The organism is Nitratidesulfovibrio sp. SRB-5, assembly GCF_019931275.1.
Lineage (GTDB): Bacteria > Desulfobacterota > Desulfovibrionia > Desulfovibrionales > Desulfovibrionaceae > Cupidesulfovibrio.
The window spans coordinates 562,060-581,358 of record NZ_JAIOTY010000001.1; the positions used below are offsets into that span (position 1 = coordinate 562,060).

General features: G+C 68.2%; 10 protein-coding genes and 1 riboswitch. Of the genes, 9 read left to right on the forward strand and 1 reads right to left on the reverse strand.

Features of this window, described 5'->3' with window-relative positions:
* Positions 1-23: 23 nt before the first annotated feature.
* The 7 genes from hflK (at position 24) to ribB (ending at position 11,375) form a co-directional block, all read left to right on the forward strand.
* The gene (gene hflK / locus K6142_RS02170) at positions 24-1,217 is read left to right on the forward strand and encodes an FtsH protease activity modulator HflK (RefSeq protein WP_190243837.1); all 1,194 of its coding nucleotides are present in this window, start codon (positions 24-26) and stop codon (positions 1,215-1,217) included.
* 1 nt (position 1,218) lies between these two features.
* The gene (gene hflC, locus K6142_RS02175) at positions 1,219-2,073 is read left to right on the forward strand and encodes a protease modulator HflC (protein ID WP_190243836.1); all 855 of its coding nucleotides are present in this window, start codon (positions 1,219-1,221) and stop codon (positions 2,071-2,073) included.
* Positions 2,074-2,458: 385 nt separating this feature from the next.
* Positions 2,459-3,154, forward strand: coding sequence for a helix-turn-helix domain-containing protein (locus K6142_RS02180; protein ID WP_015946303.1), 696 nt, complete (start codon positions 2,459-2,461; stop codon positions 3,152-3,154).
* Positions 3,155-3,524: 370 nt separating this feature from the next.
* Complete coding sequence (locus K6142_RS02185; protein ID WP_190243835.1) at positions 3,525-5,480, forward strand: response regulator; 1,956 nt, start codon at positions 3,525-3,527, stop codon at positions 5,478-5,480.
* 343 nt (positions 5,481-5,823) lie between these two features.
* The gene (locus tag K6142_RS02190; protein ID WP_190243834.1) at positions 5,824-7,947 is read left to right on the forward strand and encodes a PAS domain-containing sensor histidine kinase; all 2,124 of its coding nucleotides are present in this window, start codon (positions 5,824-5,826) and stop codon (positions 7,945-7,947) included.
* Between the two features lie 306 nt (positions 7,948-8,253).
* On the forward strand, positions 8,254-9,714 hold the full coding sequence (locus K6142_RS02195; protein WP_190243833.1) for a sigma-54-dependent transcriptional regulator: 1,461 nt from the start codon (positions 8,254-8,256) through the stop codon (positions 9,712-9,714).
* A 557-nt stretch (positions 9,715-10,271) separates the two neighbouring features.
* Positions 10,272-10,431: riboswitch (FMN riboswitch) on the forward strand.
* A gap of 290 nt (positions 10,432-10,721) precedes the next feature.
* Complete coding sequence (gene ribB, locus K6142_RS02200; RefSeq protein ID WP_190243860.1) at positions 10,722-11,375, forward strand: 3,4-dihydroxy-2-butanone-4-phosphate synthase; 654 nt, start codon at positions 10,722-10,724, stop codon at positions 11,373-11,375.
* Positions 11,376-11,748: 373 nt separating this feature from the next.
* Here the strand turns inward: ribB and K6142_RS02205 are convergent, their stop codons facing one another.
* Positions 11,749-13,431: a YihY/virulence factor BrkB family protein gene (locus K6142_RS02205; RefSeq protein WP_190243832.1), complete on the reverse strand. Its 1,683-nt coding sequence runs from the start codon at positions 13,429-13,431 to the stop codon at positions 11,749-11,751.
* Between the two features lie 94 nt (positions 13,432-13,525).
* On the opposite strand from K6142_RS02205, the gene K6142_RS02210 reads away from it, so the two are divergent.
* Entirely contained in the window at positions 13,526-14,788 is a 1,263-nt protein-coding gene (locus K6142_RS02210) for a lytic murein transglycosylase (RefSeq protein WP_223290231.1), read from the forward strand.
* Positions 14,789-15,158: 370 nt separating this feature from the next.
* On the forward strand, positions 15,159-19,283 hold the full coding sequence (locus tag K6142_RS02215; RefSeq protein WP_190243830.1) for a PAS domain S-box protein: 4,125 nt from the start codon (positions 15,159-15,161) through the stop codon (positions 19,281-19,283).
* The last annotated feature ends 16 nt before the right edge of the window (positions 19,284-19,299 follow it).

Here is a 19,299-nt window from a genome sequence, read left to right on the forward strand (position 1 = left end):
ATCTGCCCTATTTTTGAGGCATTATGAACTGGGATTGGGAAAAACTGCAAGAAAAACGGCAGCGGCACTCCGGGTGGCGCGGAGGCTCCGGTGGTTCCGGCGGCTCCGGCGACGGGGACGAAGGTGGTTCCGGCGGCTCGGGCGGTTCCGGTGGCTCTGGCGGCCCCGGAGGCCCCGGTGGTTGGGACGACCCTTCCGGACCGGACTTCGAGAAGCTCGGCGAGACCTTCCGCAAGTTTCGCGAATACCCCTTCCCCGCGGGGAAGGTGGTGGCGCTCGTCTTCGTCCTGCTGTGGGCGGCGTCTGGCATCTACATCGTCGAACCGGACGAACTGGGGGTGGTGTTGCGCTTCGGCCGCTACGACCGCACCGTGGAATCCGGCCCGCACTACCATCTGCCGTTTCCCATGGAATCGGTGTACACCCCCAAGGTGACCCAGGTGCAACGCGCCGAGGTGGGCTTCCGCTCGCTGGCGCAGGGTGCCTCGTTCCAGCAGGGCGGCGGGCGCATCGTGCCCGAGGAAGCCGCCATGCTCACGGGTGACGAGAACATCGTCAACGTGCAGTTCAGCATCCAGTTCCAGATCAAGGACCCCGTCCAGTACCTCTTCAACGTCACCAATCCCGCCGCCGTCGTGCGCAGTGCGGGCGAGGCCGCCATGCGCGAAGTGATCGGCAACAGCCGCATCGACGCCGCGCTCACCGACGGCAAGCAGCTCATCCAGAACGAGACGCTGACGCTGCTGCAGGCCATCCTGGACACCTACCAGGTGGGCGTGCGCGTGCTTGCCGTGCAGATGCAGGACGTGCACCCGCCGAAAGAGGTCATCGACGCCTTCAAGGATGTGGCCAGCGCCCGCGAGGACAAGAGCCGCATCATCAACGAGGCCGAGGCCTACCAGAACGAGATTCTTCCCCGCACCCGCGGCCTTGCCGCGGAAGTGATCAACCAGGCCGAAGCGTACCGGCAGGCCCGCGTGCGCGAGGCGGAAGGCCAGGCCAGCCGCTTTCTGGCCGTGCTGAAGGAATACAACAAGGCCAAGGACGTGACCCGCAAGCGCCTGTACCTGGAGGCCATGGAAGAGGTGCTTTCCGCGCCCGGCATGGAAAAGATCGTCATCCCCGGCGAGGCGGGGGCGCGCATGCTGCCCTACCTGCCGCTGGACGGGGCGCGGCCCCGTGGCGACGCGGGCGCGGCCCGCAAGGGGAGCGAATAGCATGGAACGCCGTACCATAACCCTGCTCATCGCCCTTGCCGCGCTGCTGGTCATGGGCAGCCAGTGCGTCTACAGCGTGCACCAGACCCAGAAGGCCATCGTGCTGCAGCTGGGCGAACCCGTCGGCGGCGTGGTGCTGCCCGGCCTGCACTTCAAGCTGCCGTTCATCCAGAACGTGGTGTACTTCGACGCGCGCATCCTGGACTACGACGCCCGCTCGGCAGAAGCCCTGACCAGCGACAAGAAGGCCATCGTGCTGGACAACTACGCCCGCTGGCGCATCACCGACCCGCTGACCTTCTATCGCACCGTGCGCACCATTCCCGGCGCCCAGGCCCGCCTGGACGACACCGTGTATTCGCAGCTGCGCGTCTTCGTGGGGCGCAATACCCTGACCGAGGTGGTCTCGTCCAAGCGCGCCGAGATCATGGGGGCGGTGACGGCCCGCACCTCCGAGCTGCTGCGCGAGTACGGCATGGAGATCATCGACGTGCGCATCAAGCGCACCGACCTGCCCACGGAAAACCAGCGCGCCATCTTCGGGCGCATGCGGGCCGAGCGCGAGCGCCAGGCCAAGCAGTACCGTTCGGAAGGCCAGGAGGAATCGACCAAGATCCGATCGGCCGCCGACCGCGAGCGCACCGTGCTGATGGCCGAAGCCACTCGCAAGTCCGAGATGTTGCGGGGCGAAGGCGACGCAGACGCCGCCCGGATATTCTCCGAGGCGCTTTCGCAGTCGCCGGAGTTCTATGACTTCCAGCGCAGCCTGGATGCCTACCGCAAGGTGTTCCGTGACAACACGCGTATCATTCTCACCCCCAGCGATCCCTTCCTGAAACAGTTCCAGGGGCGGTAGTGTAACATTGTTACGCCTTTGGTGTGAGTAAGGTGTAACATGTTACGCGCCGTTGCCCTGATACCGGAAAGCGCGTTACGCTATACAAGCTGCTACCACCGGAAATCATGAACTCTATCCGTTGGTGGCACCGTTCTTGTATTGCTGTGATGCGTAACGACCCGGACTACGGTCCGCAGTGAGCGACGCAGCGTTGCCGATGTGGGCAGCCATCTGGTGGCAAGCGCCCGCATCATGGCATTGACGCGTCGCTCGTTCCGTGCGAGGCAGCACTGCAAAGGTGCGCTGCGCCCGCTTGCCAGGCGGGGTGCGCGCGCACCGGGGACCGGTTTCCGCCGCGCCGGGTCGCGGCCGTGAGGCCCTAATTCTTGAATGGGAGAACACCGTGTCCACCTTTGAAGAAGTCTTTGAACGCATCAAGCTGGCCACCAATACGCGTACGCAGGTGGAGCTTGCCGAGGTGCTCGACATCCGGCAGTCCAGTATTTCCGACGCCAAGCGCCGCAATTCGGTGCCCTCCGACTGGTACATGAAGCTGTTCGAGAAGTTCGGCCTGAACCCCGACTGGCTCAAGAAGGCCTCTGGCCCCATGTACCTGCGCACCGAGCAGGGGTACCAGCCCCTGGACGCCCCGGCAGCGGGCATGGTGCTGGAAGATCCGGCCCGTTACGGCGATCCGGATGCCAAGAGCAGCGTTGTGACCGTGCATTCCATGCACTGCGAGGTCACGGAGCAGGGTGGCGGCCCGTTGAAGGCCATCAGCAAGCTGTCCGTGCCGCAGTCGTACACCGGCCCTTCCATGCAGGTGGTGCGCATGGATGCTTCGAGCATGGAGCCCCTGGTGCGCAAGGGTGCCTACGTGGGCATCGATACGGCGCAGAAGAACGTGGTGTCGGGCGAACTGTACGGCGTCTACGTTCCTTACGAGGGCGTTGCCCTGAAACGCATTTTCCTTGACGCGGAAAAGGCCCGTTTCGTGCTGCGCTCCGAAAATCCCGCACATCCCGAACAATACCTGCCCGTGGACAAGCATGCGGAACGCATCGTGGGCCGCGTGGCCTGGGTGCTGCAACGCTTCTGATCGTTCTTTCCCGTGGCAGCGCGAGACCCGCGGGAACGGAACATGGCAAGGCCACTCCGAACGGGCCGCACCGCGAAAGCGGTGCGGCCCGTTTTTTTTTCGTTCCCCGAATGGGGTAAAACCGGTGCGGGGAGCGGGGGCAGTGCGCCTGATGCCTTGCGTTGAGCGCGGAAACGCGTCATATGCTGGTGCATATAGTCCGGATCCTCCCCCGGTACGACAAGTGTGACAGGCGCGACAGGCGCGACAGGCGCGACAGGCGCGACAGGCGCGACAGGCGTGACATGTGTGCCCGGTGCGCCCGGCGTGATCGCCTCCGAGCCAGTACCCAGGCCTTGCCGCAAACACTTCACCGTCGCGGACAGTGCCCATGACGCAACAGCAGCCTTTTCAGGATTCGCCCCGCCCTGCGGTGGTCATCGTCGATGACGAGCAGATCGTGGCGCTGGACATTCGGCGTACTCTGGAACGCCTGGGGTATGCCGTGCCCGCCATGGCCGCCGACGGCGAAGAGGCCGTGCGCATGGCGGGAGAGTTGCGGCCGGACCTCGTGCTGATGGACATCCGCCTGCGCGGCCCCATGGACGGCATAGAGGCGGCGGCGCGCATCGCCAGACAGTACGGGGTGCCCGTGGTGTTCCTGACGGCCTTTTCCGATGCGGCCACCCTGGAACGGGCCAAGGAGTGCGGCCCGTTCGGCTTTCTGGTGAAGCCCTTCGAAGAGCGCGAACTGCATTCCACCATCGAGGTGGCCCTGTTGAAGCACCGCGCCGTGCGCGACCTGGACGAGGCCCGGCGCACCGCCGAGAACGCCAGCATCGCCAAGAGCGCCTTTCTGGCGGGCATGAGCCACGAGATACGCAATTCGCTCAACGGCATTCTGGGCATGACCGACCTTGCGCTGGAATCCGCCGAGGACGAGGAGCAGCGCGACCATCTGGTCACCGTGCTGGAATCTGCGGAGACGCTGCTGGCCCTGCTCAACGACGTGCTGGACTTCTCGCGGCTGGAGGCGCGGCAGATTCGCCTGGTGGAGCGCCCCTTCGAACCCGGCGCCGTGGTGCGCAAGGTGATGCGCTCGGTGCAGTCGGAGGTGGCACGGCGTGGCCTGGCCCTGTCGTGGCGGGTGGCGCCGGAGATTCCCCCCGTGCTGGCGGGGGATCAGGTGCGGCTGACCCAGGTGCTGGCCAATCTGGTGGGCAACGCGGTGAAGTTCACCCATGCGGGCGTGGTCTCGGTAGAGGTGGCGCCGGTGCCGTCACCCCCAAGCCTGTTCGAGTCGCTGTTTCCCCCGGGCGAGCCGGGCGGGGCCACCCTGCTGTTCACCGTGCGCGATACCGGCATAGGCATTGCCGAGGACCGGCTGGAATCCATTTTCGAACTGTACACCCAGGCGTCCGACGACACCGGCGCCACGTATGGCGGCTCGGGCCTTGGCCTGTCCATCTGCCGCCAGTTGGTGGGCATGATGGGTGGCAGTATCTGGGCGCGCAGCACGCCGGGGGTGGGCAGTTCGTTCCATTTTACCTGCCGACTGCGCCCCGCGCCCGCCTCTCTGGCCGAAGCGTCGCCCGCGTTGCGTCGACATGCGTCCGATGCGCTCCCCGTCCCCGGCCCGGCTTCTGCCGGACCGTCCGGCGCCTCCGCGCCGGACGGGGTTGGGCCGCATGCCCCGGCAGGGCGGGGATCTGCGGCCATGCCCGGCGCGCTGGCCCGCCTGCTGGACACGGTTCCAGCGGCGCCGCCGCTTCAGCCGGTACCGCCTTTCGCGCCGCAGCCCGTTGAACCGGTCGAATCGGCCGAACCGGCCGGACGGGCCGGACCAGCCGGACCAGCCGGACGGGCCGGACCAGCCGGACCTGGCGCGCAGCCAGCGCCCCAGCCCGCATCCCCGCATGCCGTGCCCCTTTCCGACGAACCCGCGATCGCCTCGCTGCATGTGCTGGTGGCCGACGACAGCGAAGTGGCCCGCACCATTGCCGCACGCCTGCTGCAACGGCGCGGGCACACCTGCGCCACGGTACAGGACGGCGTTGAGGCGCTGACGCGGCTTGCGGCGGAACGCTTCGACCTGGTGCTGCTGAACATGGAGATGCCGCGCATGAACGGTTTCGAAACCTTGCGCCGCATCCGCAACTCCATGCATCCCGGCGTCAGCCCGGCCCTGCCCGTGGTGGCCATGACGGCGCATGCCCTTGCGGGCGACCGCGACCGCATGCTGGCCGCCGGCATGGACGGCTATGTGGCCAAACCCATCCAGCCCTCCGCCTTTCACGAAGAGATCGACCGGGTGGCGCGCCTGGCCGGGTTGGCGCGGCAGGGCTGACCCCGCGTCTTCGGTGCCTCGCGCTGCCGTTTCGTGTCCTCGTTCCGTCTTGCGCGCAATCCTCTCGTGGCGCGGCCTGCCTGGGGTTCCGCAGTGTCGCGGTCCAGTTCGGGCAGACACGCCGTGCGTAATCGCACGTTTTTTGCCGCCGGGAATTAGGTTTTGACGCTGTGTGCGAAAAAGAACACTATGCGCCATCATCATGCACGCACCGGACGATCACGCCGCACAGCCCGTGCCATCAGCGGGGGATGACGCCTCTCTCGCGCCGGACGCTCCACGTCTCGCATCCGCGTCTGCCGGGGATGGCCTTCCCGGCGGGCGGACTGTTGCGGGCCGCGTAATGCGCCTGCCGCGCCGTCTGCCCTCGCCCGTGGCCGCGCTGCTGTCGCAGATTGCCGATGTTCCCGGCGTGCCGTACGCCCCGCCCGATCCGTCCTCCTCGCCCGCACCCGCGAGCCCCCCCGGTGTCGCAGGCGGCAGAATCCATCCGTCACCGCCCGACGCGGCGCCCATGGGCGGCTTCAGCTACGCCGCCTCGGTCATCCTGCCCCAGACCGGCTGGCACGCCTCGGAATTCCTGCCCCGCCTGGTGGGGGAACTCTCCTCCCCCGGCAACCTTTCCGTGCTTGAACGCGAGATGCACCGCCAGGCGACCGGCGCACCCACGCCGTATTCCCTGGCCCTGCGCGGCGAAACCGGCACCCCGGTGGAGTTGCTGGTCACCCCGCGCCCACTGCGCGGCGTTGCGACCGGGACTGAAGGCGAAGGCCCGGTGCTTTGCGCCACCCTGACGGCAACGCCGCTGCCCAGCCAGTCCAGCGAGGGGCCCGCCCCCGCCTGGAGCGAGCGGACCCGGCTGCTCAACCTGTTGGACCGCCTGCCCGCCTATGTGGTGCTGCTGGGGCCGGATTATTCCATCCGCTATGAAAACAGGGGTTTCCGTCAGTTGTTCGGCCCCGGCGTGGGGCGCCCCTGTTACGAGGTGATCCGGGGCCATAGCCAACCCTGCGCGCTGTGCCCGCCCTTCGACGTGTTCGATTCCCGCACCCTGTGCGTGTGCGAGTGGGCCTGTCCGGAACGCCGCTCCGCCTTCCGCATCTATTCCTATCCCTTCGAGGACGTGGACGGGTCGCCACTGGTGCTCAAGCTGGGCATCGACATCACCTCCGGGGTGCGCGCCCAGGAGGCCCTGTCCATCAGCGAGGGGCGTTACCGCTCCATCACCGACAACCTCACCCTGGGCATTGCCGTGCTGGACAGGGCCCTTGGCATCACCGCGTCCAACCCGCGCCTGCGCGAATGGTTCGGCGACGCGGCGGCGCCCGGCGGGCTGCTGTGCCGCATGCTGGCCGAGCACTGCGGCGAGGACAACACCCGCTGCCCCGGCTGCGCCTGTCTGGCCACCTTCCGCGACGGGCAGACCCACGAATGGCGGCTGGAGACCACGGCCCGTTCCGGCGGGCGACGGTCGTACCGCCTGACGTCGTGCCCCATCCTGGCGGGCGACGGCGGGGTGGATTCGGTCATCGTCATGCTGGAGGACGAGACCGACCGTCTGCGCGTGGAGGAACGGTTGCAGCGTGCCCGCAAGCTGGAGGCCATGGGCACCTTGGCCACGGGCATCGCCCACGAGATCAACCAGCCCCTGTCGGCCTTGCAGCTGTACGCGGGCAGCCTGGAAATGCTGGCCGAAAAGGATCGCGCTCCTGACCGCGAAACCCTGCTGGCCCGCCTTTCGCTGATTCTTGGCGAGACGGCGCGCATCCGCGACATCATCGACCACATGCGGGCGCTGGTGGCCCACGGCGACACGGCCCTTTCGCCTACCCAGGTGGAGGCGGCGGTGGACCGGGCGCTGGGGCTGGTGGGGGCGCAACTGCGCGCTCACCGGGTAACCGTGGAGCGCGCGCTGCCGCCGGACCTGCCCGCAGTGCGCGCCAACCCGGTGCAACTGGAGCAGGTGGTGATCAATCTGGTGGTCAACGCCATGCATGCGCTGGATGCCCGTGAACCGGCGGGTGGGCAGGACAGGCGCATCCGCATCGAGGCCGCCTACCGGCCCGTGCCGCGCGGCGGGACCGAGCGGCCAGACAGGCCAGACAGGCCAGACAGGCCAGACAAGCCAAGCAGGCCAGACAGACCAGACAGGGCGGAACGTCCGGAGCATGGCGACGGGCAGGGGGCATGCCCGGCGGACGGCGAGGCCCCGGCGGGCCGCGTGCTGCTGACCGTGGTGGACAACGGGCCGGGGCTGCAAGGCCTGGAGGATAGGGTGTTCGATCCCTTCTTCACCACCAAGGGGCCCCACAAGGGGTTGGGACTTGGCCTCGCCATCGTGCACAGCTTCGTGGAATCATGGGGCGGCGAGATTTCCGTGTCCGGGGGCGAGCCGCCCATGACCGGCGCGGCGTTCACCCTGGCCTTGCGCCGGGCCTCGCCGCCGGAGCCTGGCGCCGACGGGTAGGCGCCCCCTGCGGGGGCAGCGCGCTCATGTCCGCCCGGACGATACCGGATAGCCCGGACAGATCACCCGGACAGATAACCCGAACGAACCACCCGAACGAATAGCCAGACAAATCACCCAGACAAATCACCCGGACGAATCCTCCGGACAAACCGTCACGGCAAGCCGCCGGACGGAGTGCCACAGACAGGTTGCTGACAGGGGGAACGCCACGCACCATGGCATGCGCGCCCGAATGCGCCGACTGCCCACAGATGCGAACCGCTGTCCCGCTGACGCCCATCACGATGCCTAAAGGACATCCACATGCGCATACTCATCGTCGACGACAATCTGCCCAGCCTCCAGAGCCTCAGCCTCGTCCTGCACGACCTAGGGTACGAACCGACCCCTTTCGAAGACCCCGTGGCCGCGCTGGCAGAGGCCCGCACCACCTGGTTTCCGCTGATCATCACCGACATCCGCATGCCCGGCATGGACGGCCTGACGCTGCTTTCGCACCTGAAGGAAGACCCCTCCACCGCAGAGGCCGACGTGGTGCTGATAACCGGCCACGGCGACATGGAAACCGCCGTCGAGGCGCTGCGGCGCGGGGCCTACGACTACCTGAACAAGCCCATCAACGCCCGCGAGCTGGCGGCGGTGGTGGAGCGTTGCGCCGAGCACCAGGCGCTGCTCATGGAAAACCGGGAACTGCGCGAACATCTGGACGAGGTGGTGGAGGAGCGGGCCGACACCCTGCGCCGCGAACTGGAATCGGCCCGCACCCGGCTGCGCCAGGTGACCGGCATCGGCGAAGTGGTGGCGGCATCGCCCGCCATGTCCGGGCTGCTGGACGAGACGCGGGTGTTCCATGCCGAGCCGTCCGTGCCCGTGCTCATCGAGGGTGAAACGGGCACCGGCAAGGAAGTGGTGGCCCGGCTCATCCACTACGGCGAATCGGGCAACGACACCCCGTTCATCGCCCTGAACTGCGCGGCCATTCCGCACGAACTGTTCGAGGCGGAACTGTTCGGGCACGAACCCGGGGCCTATACCGGCAGCCGCGCCGGGGGATCGCCCGGCAAGCTGGAGCTGGCGGGCGGGGGCACCCTGTTCCTGGACGAAGTGGCGGAAATGCCCCTTTCCTTGCAGCCCAAGCTGCTGCGGGTGCTGGAAGAACGCTGCTTCTACCGGCTGGGCGGGGTGAAGCGCCGCGAATTCAAGGCCAGGGTGGTCTGCGCTGGAAACCGCGACCTTTCGGCCATGGTGGAGGCCGGTCAGTTCCGGCGTGACCTGTACCACCGGCTGCGGGTGGGGCACCTGCGCATTCCCCCGCTGCGCGAACGGCCGGAGGACATCCCCGTGCTGGCCGGGCTGTTCCTGCAACGCGAGGCGGTGCGCAAGAAGAAGCGCTTCACCGCGCTTTCGCCCGACGCCCTGCGCCTGCTGGGCCGCCACCCGTGGACGGGCAATGTGCGCGAACTGGAAAATGCCGTGGAGCGTGCCGTGCTGCTGCACGACGGCCCGGCCCTTACCGCCCGGCACCTGAGTTTTCTGGACGAACACGGAGTGCCCGAGGTACCGGGGCCCGCTGTTGCCGGTCAGCCCGGCACGTGGAGGCTGGACCCGGACAATCTGACGCTGCCCGACGCCCCCTTTGACGTGGAGGCGCTGGTGGACGGCCTGGTGCGCAAGGCGGTGGAGCGGTTTGGCGGCAACAAGAGCCGCGCGGCGGCGCATCTGGGCATTTCGCGGTTCGCCCTGCATCGGCGGCTGGCAAAGTAGCCGGGCAGCCCTACACGAACCCGAGGTGTTCCCTACCCATGTGATGGGTGCAGTGCGGATATGTGCGGGACCGCCCTACCGTGCGATATCGCTCGTGCGATATCGCACGGTAGGGGTCGGGGTAATGCAAAAGTGGTATGGGCGTTTTTCATGTTTTTTGTATGGGTGTGTTTTTACAGAAAAATAATATCGCATAGTGGTCACTGACATGGTGGCACGCTGCTTGCTAAACAAGGAGGCAACTGCGGGACACAAGCCATATCGGCGGTCCCCCCCCGACCCCCGCAGTTGAACACAGGCTCTGATGTGCCGGGCTCCTTGGCGGATATTCCCCCCCCATCCGCCCCAAGGTCCGGGGTGTTACTTCAGATCCCCCCTTTCGGAAGCCTTCTGCGCGGACACCCCCCCGTCCCGCAGGAGGCTTTCGACTTTTCCGCGCTTCGGGACAGCGCCTCTTGCGCGGGCCATGCGCGCCTTCCATGCCATCCGTCTCGCCCATCCCTTCCCCTGTCCCGGCCCACGCTTGCATCGCGCGCCCGGTGGATGTAGCATCCGGCCCGAATCCTCAGGGCGGGGTGAAAGTCCCCACCGGCGGTATTCCCGCGCGGCTTGCCGCGCCGGAGAGCCCGCGAGCGCCCGTTCCGTCGTGGAACGGGGTCAGCAGACCCGGTGAGATGCCGGGGCCGACGGTAACAGTCCGGATGAAAGAGGACGCGGCGCAACGCCAACCGACCTCGCGGGCAATCCCGCGCGCGGTTGGGCATGGCGTTTCGCGTGACGGCATGTCCGCTCCTGCGGCGTGCCGGTGCGGGCCTTCCGGCGGGCGCGGCTGCGACGCGTGCCCCGGTGCCTGGCCGGTGCGTTGTCCGAGGGTGTACCGTCACGCCGCGTTTCCACACGCCCTGATTCTGGACCTCCAGCCAAGGAGATGCGCCATGAATCAGCCGTCCCCCACTCCCGTTCAGGCCGGAATCACCGGCCCCCCCATGCATTCCGACATGCCCGCCATGTCGCATGCCCCGCAGCCGTGCCAGGCCCCCCTGGCCACGGTCGAGCAGGCGCTGGACGCCCTGCGCGCGGGGCGCGGCATCCTTGTCGTGGACGACGAGGACCGCGAGAACGAAGGCGACATGATCTTCGCCGCCGAAACCCTGACCGAGGCACAGATGGCCCTGCTGATCCGCGAGGGCAGCGGCATCGTCTGCCTGTGCCTTACCGGCGCCCATGCCGACGCGCTGGACCTGCCACCCATGGTGGCCTGCAACACCAGCCGCACCGGTACGGCCTTCACCGTGACCATCGAGGCGGCGGAGGGCGTCACCACCGGCGTTTCCGCCGCCGACAGGGTTGCCACGGTGAAGGCGGCGGCAGCCCCCGGCGCCCGGCCGGAACACCTGCGCCGCCCCGGTCACGTCTTTCCGTTGCGTGCCCGCCCCGGCGGCGTGCTGGAGCGGCGGGGCCACACCGAGGCCACCGTGGACCTGATGCGCCTTGCGGGCCTTTCGCCCTGCGGGGTGCTGTGCGAACTGACCAACCCGGACGGCACCATGGCCCGCCTGCCGGAAGTGCTGGCCTTTGGCGCGCGGCAGGACATGCCCGTGCTGACCGTGCAGGCCCTTGCCCGGTGGCGTGCCCGGCACGACGCCGATACGCGGTGCTGATGCGCACCGGCATGCGTACCGGCACGAACCCCGGCGCAAGCCTTGGCGGATCTGCCCGCGAGATGTCTGGCGTGAGCGCCCGCAAGGGGCCAGCCGGAGTCACCCGCAAGGAGGCTGACATGGCATGACGGCACGGTGCGCTCCGGCTTTTTCTGCCCCCGTTTCTCCGGGCCTTGGCGACTGCGACGCCAGCCCCGGCCAGCGGGAAACGAAGAAGTCCCGGCTGCCGGAATTCCGATCCGCCCGGCGACTGCGACGCCGCGCGGACCGGTTCGGCGGCGGGAAAGGCCGGAACGCCGGGGGGCCGACAGAATGAACCGACGGCGCGGCGGGAACATCCCGTCGCGCCGCCGTCGTTGCGCCAGCGTCTTTTTCAAACCCTGCCGCTGCCGGGGGGACCGCCCTTGCCGGTTCCGCTGGTGTCGTCAGGTAATGGGGGTAATGGGAGCGATGGGGGCGATGGCGCGTCGTCCGGGGCGGAGGTGCCGTCGCTTGCGGCGCCGTGCAGCAACTGGCGCAGGGTCGGTTCGCGCGTTTCGTCCTTCCCTGCGCTGTCCCGCGCGCCATTACCCGCACCGGGCCATGCACCGGGCTTCGCTGCGGGCCATGCATTGTCCGGCGCATCGTCCGGCTCGTCGTCATGGACATCATCCTGCATGTCGTCCGGCGCGTTTTCCGGCGTCTGGTGTGCACTGGCCGGGGCCGCATCGAACCAGTCGGGCAGGGTGGTGTCGTGGTAGGTGCGCAGGGTGGCGTTGGCCGGGCTGGCGGCCATGTCCCCGGCCAGTCGGGTCAGGGTGTCGTTGATGAATTCGAAGGACGTGGCCACCCGTTCCTCGCCTTCGCCATGGGTGCGCCCCGCCAGGGCCAGCAGCACGTCGGCGATGCGCAGCCCGTCGGGCGGCGTGCCCAGCACCCAGGCCGGGGCATCGTCGCATACCCGCACCACCATGCCTTCGCGGGCCAGCCTGTCCAGCACGTCGTCCAGCACGTGGTCCGGGGCATCCAGCAGGGCGGCCATGCGGTGGCCGGGCACGGCGCCCGTGCCGCGCACGAAGGCGCGGGTCAGCAGCAGCATGGCCAGCACGGCCAGCCGGTCGCGCTCAAGGCGGCTCACCCGCCCGGCGCGCAGGTGTTTTTCGAAGGTGGGCGCGTTCTGCACCGCGTGGCATACCTCCACCCCGAACAGCACCACCGCCCACGAAACGTACAGCCACATCAGGAACAGCGGCACCTGCGCGAAGCTGCCGTAGATCAGCCCGTAACTGGCAAAGCGGGCCTGCCAGACCATGTAGGCGTACTCTGCGCCCTGCCAGGCCATGGCCGCCAGCAGCGCCCCGGCCATGGCCGCGCGCGGGCGCACCCTGGTGTTGGGAATGTACGAGTACAGGAACAGCAGCACCACGAAGACCATGAACAGCGGCACCAGCTTGAGCAGCAGCAGGTAGGCCGCGCCCACCGGGGCCACCTCCAGCAGCCTGCCCAGCACCTTGCCGCTGCGCAGGCTGGCCCCAAGGGTGAAGGCGGTGCCCATCAGCAGGGGGCAGACCAGCATCACCGAAAAGAAGTCGGTGAACTTGCGCCATGCGCTGCGGCCCTGGCGCACCTTCCAGATGGCGTTGAACGAGCGTTCGATGTTGGCCATGAGCATGCCCGCCGTCACCAGCAGAAAGGCCGCGCTTACCGCGCCCATGCGGCCGGCGCTGGTGCGCTCCACGTATTCCAGGATGCGGGCCACCGTGTCCGGGTTGCCCGCCGCAAGGCGCAGCAGCAGCATCTGGGTGGCCTCGGCGTTGTGCACCCCGAGGCCCTTGGTGATGGAAAACACCACGGCCAGAAAGGGCACCATGGACAGCACGAAGGTCATGGTCAGGGCGGATGCGCGCAGCAGGCACTGGTCGTCCACGAAGCCCAGCGCCGCCAGAAAGGCGCGCCGCACCAGCCAGACCAGGCCGCGCCGGGCGGGCGGGCCGGTTTCGGCACGTTCAAGCCATACGTCGCGGGTCACGTAGCGGCGCACGCGCCGGGCGCGGTCGCGCAGGGTGGGTCCGTGCATCCGGCCTCCGCGGGTTGGGGGTAACGGAGCGCAATGCGGGTGGGAGCACGACGGCCCCTTGCCATGGGCCGGGTCTGTTCGTACCATGCATTCCATGCAAGCGTATCAGACCGGGACCAATGCAGGCAATGATGCGGCGCACGCGCCGGACGGCTCAGGCCCGAACCCTCTGGATCAGGACGCCGGGTACCGCCGCGCGGCCTTGTGGCGCGCGCTGGCATCCGCCGCGCTGTGTGCCCTGTTGATGACGGGGTGCAGCGGCACCCGGCAGGCCGCCGCGCCGGAAAGCGCGACCACGACGCCGTCCCCCGGTGAGGTGCGCGTGCAGGCCGCCGTTCGTCCTTCCGAAGAGCCGTTGACCTCCGGCAGGCCCGCCGCCTGCTGGACCCCCCTGCTGGGCCGCCTGGCCGCCGACGGCGTGTCCGGCGGACGCGTCGACGCGCTGTTCGTCCAGCTGGGCGATGCGGTTTCGCCAGACCCCATGGGCCGCAAGGTCAAGGAACTGTACACCACCAAGTTCCTGCGGCCAGAGCCGCAACCAACGCCGCCCGGCCAGAAGCCCAAGCCCGTGCGCCCGCCCATGTACCCCGGCGTGGTCACCGACGAGAACGCGACCAAATGCCGCGCCTTCCTGACGGAAAACGCCCGCTGGTTCTCGCTGGCGGAATCGCGCTACGGCGTGCCGCGCGAGGTGGCCGTGTCGCTGCTGTTCGTGGAAACGCGGCTGGGCACGGCCCTCGGCAAGGGCAACGCCTTCCGCAATCTGGCCGCCATGGCCGCCGCGGACAACCCGGACATGGTGCCCGGCTACATCGCCGCGCTGCCCGGCGCGGATGGCAATCTGGACTGGATTTCGCTGCGCATGCGCCAGAAGTCGGACTGGGCCTACCAGGAACTGAAGGCGCTCATCCGCCACGCCGACGCGCTGGGGCAGGACCCGCTGACCATGCCCGGCTCCATCTACGGGGCCGTGGGCATCTGCCAGTTCATGCCCAGCAATATCCCGGCCTACGGCGTGGACGGCGACGGAGATGGCCGCGTGGACCTGTACACGGTGGGTGACGCGGTGTTCAGCCTGTCCAACTATCTCGACAAGCATGGCTGGCAGCCCGGCATGCGGCGCGATGCACGCTACAACGTGCTGAAACGCTACAACAACAGCGCGGCCTACGCCAACACCATCCTGGCACTGGCGGACAAGGTGGCGGGCAAGTCCGCCCAACCGGGAAAGCCCGCGAAACCCGCAAAATCTGCCCAGCCCGGCAAGCCCGTACAGCCCGCAGCTGCGAAGTCCAAAGCGCAGGGCAGCCCCGCGCAGCCCGTCAGGGCATCCGCCGCCGTTTCGGCTGCGCAGTAGCCGCAGGGCGGCCCTGCTCGCCCCTGTTCGGTCCTGTTCGGCCCTGTTCGGCCCTGTTCGCGCCTGTTCGCGCCTGTTTGCGCCTGTCACTCCTGTTCGTCCTTGTCCTCCTTTCTGCTTTCGCTATTTTCGGTCCGTGGCCGTGCTTCTTGCCGGAGCACGGCCACGGAGCCGGATTTTCTCCTCCCTCCTCTGCCTCGCTTGCGACGGCGCGGGCGGTGTTTCCGTCATGCCCTATCACTGGTCCGGTGTCGCGGCCTGCCGAGTCGGTTGCCTTGATGCACCGTGCGGCTGCGTAGCGGCAGAGTAATAATGGTGGGTCGATGGCCCCGGGGGGTAGCTTCTGGCATCGCCGCCCCAAGGAGGCCTGATGTCCGCCGAGCCACGCCCCGAATCCCCCCACCCTGGGTCGTCGCCGTCACCCTCGCCCATGGTGTCCGACACCCCGCCGGGTTTCGCGTCTGACGTATTTTCTTCCGCTCCTCCCGCTTCCCTGGCCTTCGTCACATCGACAAGGGGCATGCTGCTTGCGCTGGTTCTGCCGCTGGGAACCCTGGCCCTGCAATGGATGTTGTGGGACTATATCCGACCCTATGCGTGGTTCCTGTTCTATCCTGCCGTGTTCCTGGCCTCTCTGGCGGGCGGGCTGGCGGGGGGCCTGATCGCCACCCTGCTGTCGGCATTGCTGGTGCTGTACTTCTTCATCCCTCCCATACTGTCCTTCATGGTGGTGCAACCGGTGGACGTGGTCGCCGTGGCCATGTTTCTGGGCATCGGGCTGATGATCAGCCTGGCCCACCAGGGGGTGCGGGATGCCGTCCGTCGTGTTGTCGAGGCACAGGAGAGGCAGCAGGCCGAGCGGGCAGAGGCGGACGAGGCCACCTCCCGGCTGCGCGCGGCCAATGCCGAACTTGCCGCCCGTTGCGCACGCGCCGAAGAACTGGATGTCCTGAAGACCCGTTTCTTCGCCAACATCAGCCATGAACTGCGCACTCCGCTCACCCTGCTGCTGGGGCCGCTGGAACGGCTGCTGGCCGAAACGTCCGAGGGCGACGAGCACCGCCACGCGCTGTTCACCATGCTGCGCAACGCCCGGTTGCTGCACCAGCATGTGGACGACATGCTGGACCTTTCGCGGGTGGATGCCGGAGCCATGCAACCGCGCCATGCAGAGGCGGACCTGTCCGCGCTGACGCGCACCACCTGCGCCTATTTCGATACCCTGGCCGCCCAGCGCGGCATGCACTACGGGGTGCAGGCGCCCCTGCGCCTGGACGCGCAGGTGGACACGGACAAGTACCGCCGCATCCTGCTCAACCTGCTGTCCAACTCCTTCAAGTTCACCCCGGACGGGGGCAGCGTTTCCGTGACCCTGGAGCGCAAGGGCGACGAGGCGCTGCTTTCGGTGAGCGACGACGGCCCGGGCGTACCCGCGCACCTGCGCGGCGCGGTGTTCGAGCGGTACCGCCAGAGCGGCGAGGGCGCGCGCGGACTGCACGGCGGCAGCGGTCTCGGGCTGGCCATCGTCAAGGAATTTGCGGAACTGCATGGCGGAACGGCCAGCGTCGGGCAGGGCGCTGAGGGCGGGGCGCTGTTCCAGGTGCGGCTGCCCCTGGCCGCGCCCCCCGGCGTGGAAGTGGCCCCGGCGGAATCCGTTGCCGCATCGGGCAGCTTTGCGGGCGACCCTGCGGGCGATCCCGGCTGGCTGGCCTCCGGCCATGTCCCGCAGTATGCCCCGGCGGCGGGCAGGGACGGCGGGCTGGTGCTGGTGGTGGAAGACAACCGCGACATGATCGCCTACATCGTGGACATCCTGCGGCCGCATCATCAGGTGGCCGTGGCCTTCGATGGCGAAGAGGGGCTGCGCAAGGCGCTGGATCTGCGGCCCGACCTCATCGTGTGCGACGTGATGATGCCCCGCGTGGACGGCCAGCGCATGGTGGAACAACTGCGCCGCTACCCCGGCATGGCCGACGTGCCGGTGCTGATGCTGACCGCAAAGGCCGATGACGAACTGCGCGTGCACCTGCTGCACGGCGCGGTGCAGGGGTACATCCAGAAGCCCTTTACGGCTGCGGGGCTGCTGGCCAGCGTGCACGCAGAACTGCGCGACCGGGCACGGCACAAGGCAGAGCTTGACGAAAGCGAAACCCGGTTCCGCGCCACCTTCGAGCAGGCGGCGATGGGCCTTGCCCTGGTGGCCCCGGACGGAAGCTGGCTGCGCGTCAACGGCAAGCTGTGCGCCATTGTGGGCTACTCTGCGGAAGAACTGACGAAACTGCGCTTTCAGGACATCACCCATCCCGAATACCTGGACAGCGACCTGGCGCTGATGCATCGGTTGCTGGCCGGCACCATGGACAACTACAGCCTGGAGAAGCAGTACCTGCGCAAGGGTGGCGAGCCGGTGTGGGTGAACCTGACCGTGGCCCTGGTGCGCAAGACCGACGGCACGCCCGACTACTTCATCTCGGTGGTGGAGGACATCCAGCAGCGCAAGACCTTCGAACGGCGTTTGGCCGAAAGCGAGGAGCGTTTCCGCCAGGTGGTGGAGCACGCCCCGGAAGCCATCTTTTTGCAGAGGGAAGGCAGGTTTGCCTATGCCAACCCGGCGGCGCGGGTGCTGTTTGGCGTGGGTGACCCCAAGGAGATCATGGGGCGGGGCGTGCTGGAGTTCTTCCACCCCGACGACCGAAGCGTGGTAGTCGAGCGCATCCGCCAACTGAACGAGGAGCGCCGCACGGTACCGCGCGGGCATGTGCGCATCCTGCGCCGCGACGGCACCGTCGTGGATGCGGAAACGTCCGCCGTGCCTTTCCGGCTGGGGGTGCGCGACGGTGCGCTGGTCTTCGTGCGCGACATCAGCGACCGGCTGTGGGCGGAACGCGAGATACGCGACCTCGCGCGCTTTCCCGGTGAAAACCCCAACCCGGTCATGCGGGTCAGTCCGGATATGGTGCTGCTGCACGCCAACCGGTCCAGCGACACGTTCCTCGAATGTTCCGGTGCGCGGGTGGGCGCCCCCTTCCCCGCGCCGTTTGCCGAGGTGGTGGCCGAGGCCTTGCGCACATGGGCCCCACGTACCTTCGAGGTCCAATGCCTTGACCGCATCTACGCCATGACCGTGAATCCCATTGCCGACGGCGGTTACGCCAACATCTACGGCATGGACATCACCGAGCGGAAGAACGCGGAACTCGAACTGATCAACGCGCGCGAGGCGGCGGAAACCGCCACCAAGGCCAAGAGCGCCTTTCTGGCCAACATGAGCCACGAACTGCGCACCCCCATGAATGGCGTGCTGGGCATGCTGCAACTGCTGGACGCCACCCCCCTGGACCCGGAGCAGCGCGGCTACGTGCAGGTGGCCCACGCGGCGGGCAGCAATCTGACACGCCTTCTGGGCGACCTGCTGGACCTGGCCAGGGTGGAGTCTGGGCGATTGACCATCCGCGAGGAACCGTTCGATTTCAACGGGCTGACACAAGAGGTGCTGGCCGTGCTGCGGCCAGAGGCGGACCGCAAGGGCATCGTGCTGGAGGCGGCGACGGACGGCATGCCGGGTGCCCTGCTGGGCGATCCGCAGCGCATCCGCCAGATGCTGCTGAACATCGTGGGCAATGCCGTGAAGTTTACGGATAGGGGGCACGTGCGGCTGCTGGCCCGCTTCGAGCCGTCAGCCGGGTCAGGCGCGACAGTCGAACTTGGCGGACAGGGCGAACCCGGCGGGCAGGGCGAACCCGGCGGACAGGGCGAACCCGGCGGGCAGGGCACGCTGTACCTCGCGGTGGAAGATACCGGCATCGGCATCCCCGGCGACATGCTGGGCAACATCTTCGAGCCGTTCACCCAGGTGGAGGACGCGGTGTCGCGCAGGCACGGCGGGGCCGGTCTGGGGTTGTCCATCGTGCGGCGCATAGTGGACCTGATGGAGGGCGAGGTCTCCATGACCAGCGCGGAAGGGCGCGGCACCACCGTGACGTTGCGCCTGCCCGTGGCCGCAATGGACCGGCTGCCTGCACAGGAACCGACGCGCAACGGGCTGGCCGACCCGCCCATGCGCCAGGGGCGCCTGCTGCTGGTGGAGGACGACCATGTGAACCGGCTGACCGTGCTGTGGATGCTGGAGAAGCTGGGCTACGATGCCCTTGCCGTGGGGGATGGCGCTGCGGCGCTGGAGGCGTTGCGGCAGGGGCGCTTCGACGCGGTGCTCATGGACGTGCAGATGCCGGTCATGGACGGCCTGCAAGCCACGGCGGCCATCCGCAACGCCACGGACCTGCCGGGCGGGGCGGAGGTTCCGGTCATCGCCCTGACGGCCTATGCCATGGAAGGTGACCGCGAGCGACTGCTGGCGGCAGGCATGGACGACTACGTCGAAAAGCCGGTGGACGTGCAGGCGCTGCGCAGGGTGTTGTCCCGTTTCGTGGGCGTGCCCGATGCCCCGGCCCTTTCCGATGCGTCCCGGCTGGCGGACGTGCCGGACAATTCCTAGGCCCGGATGAACGGCC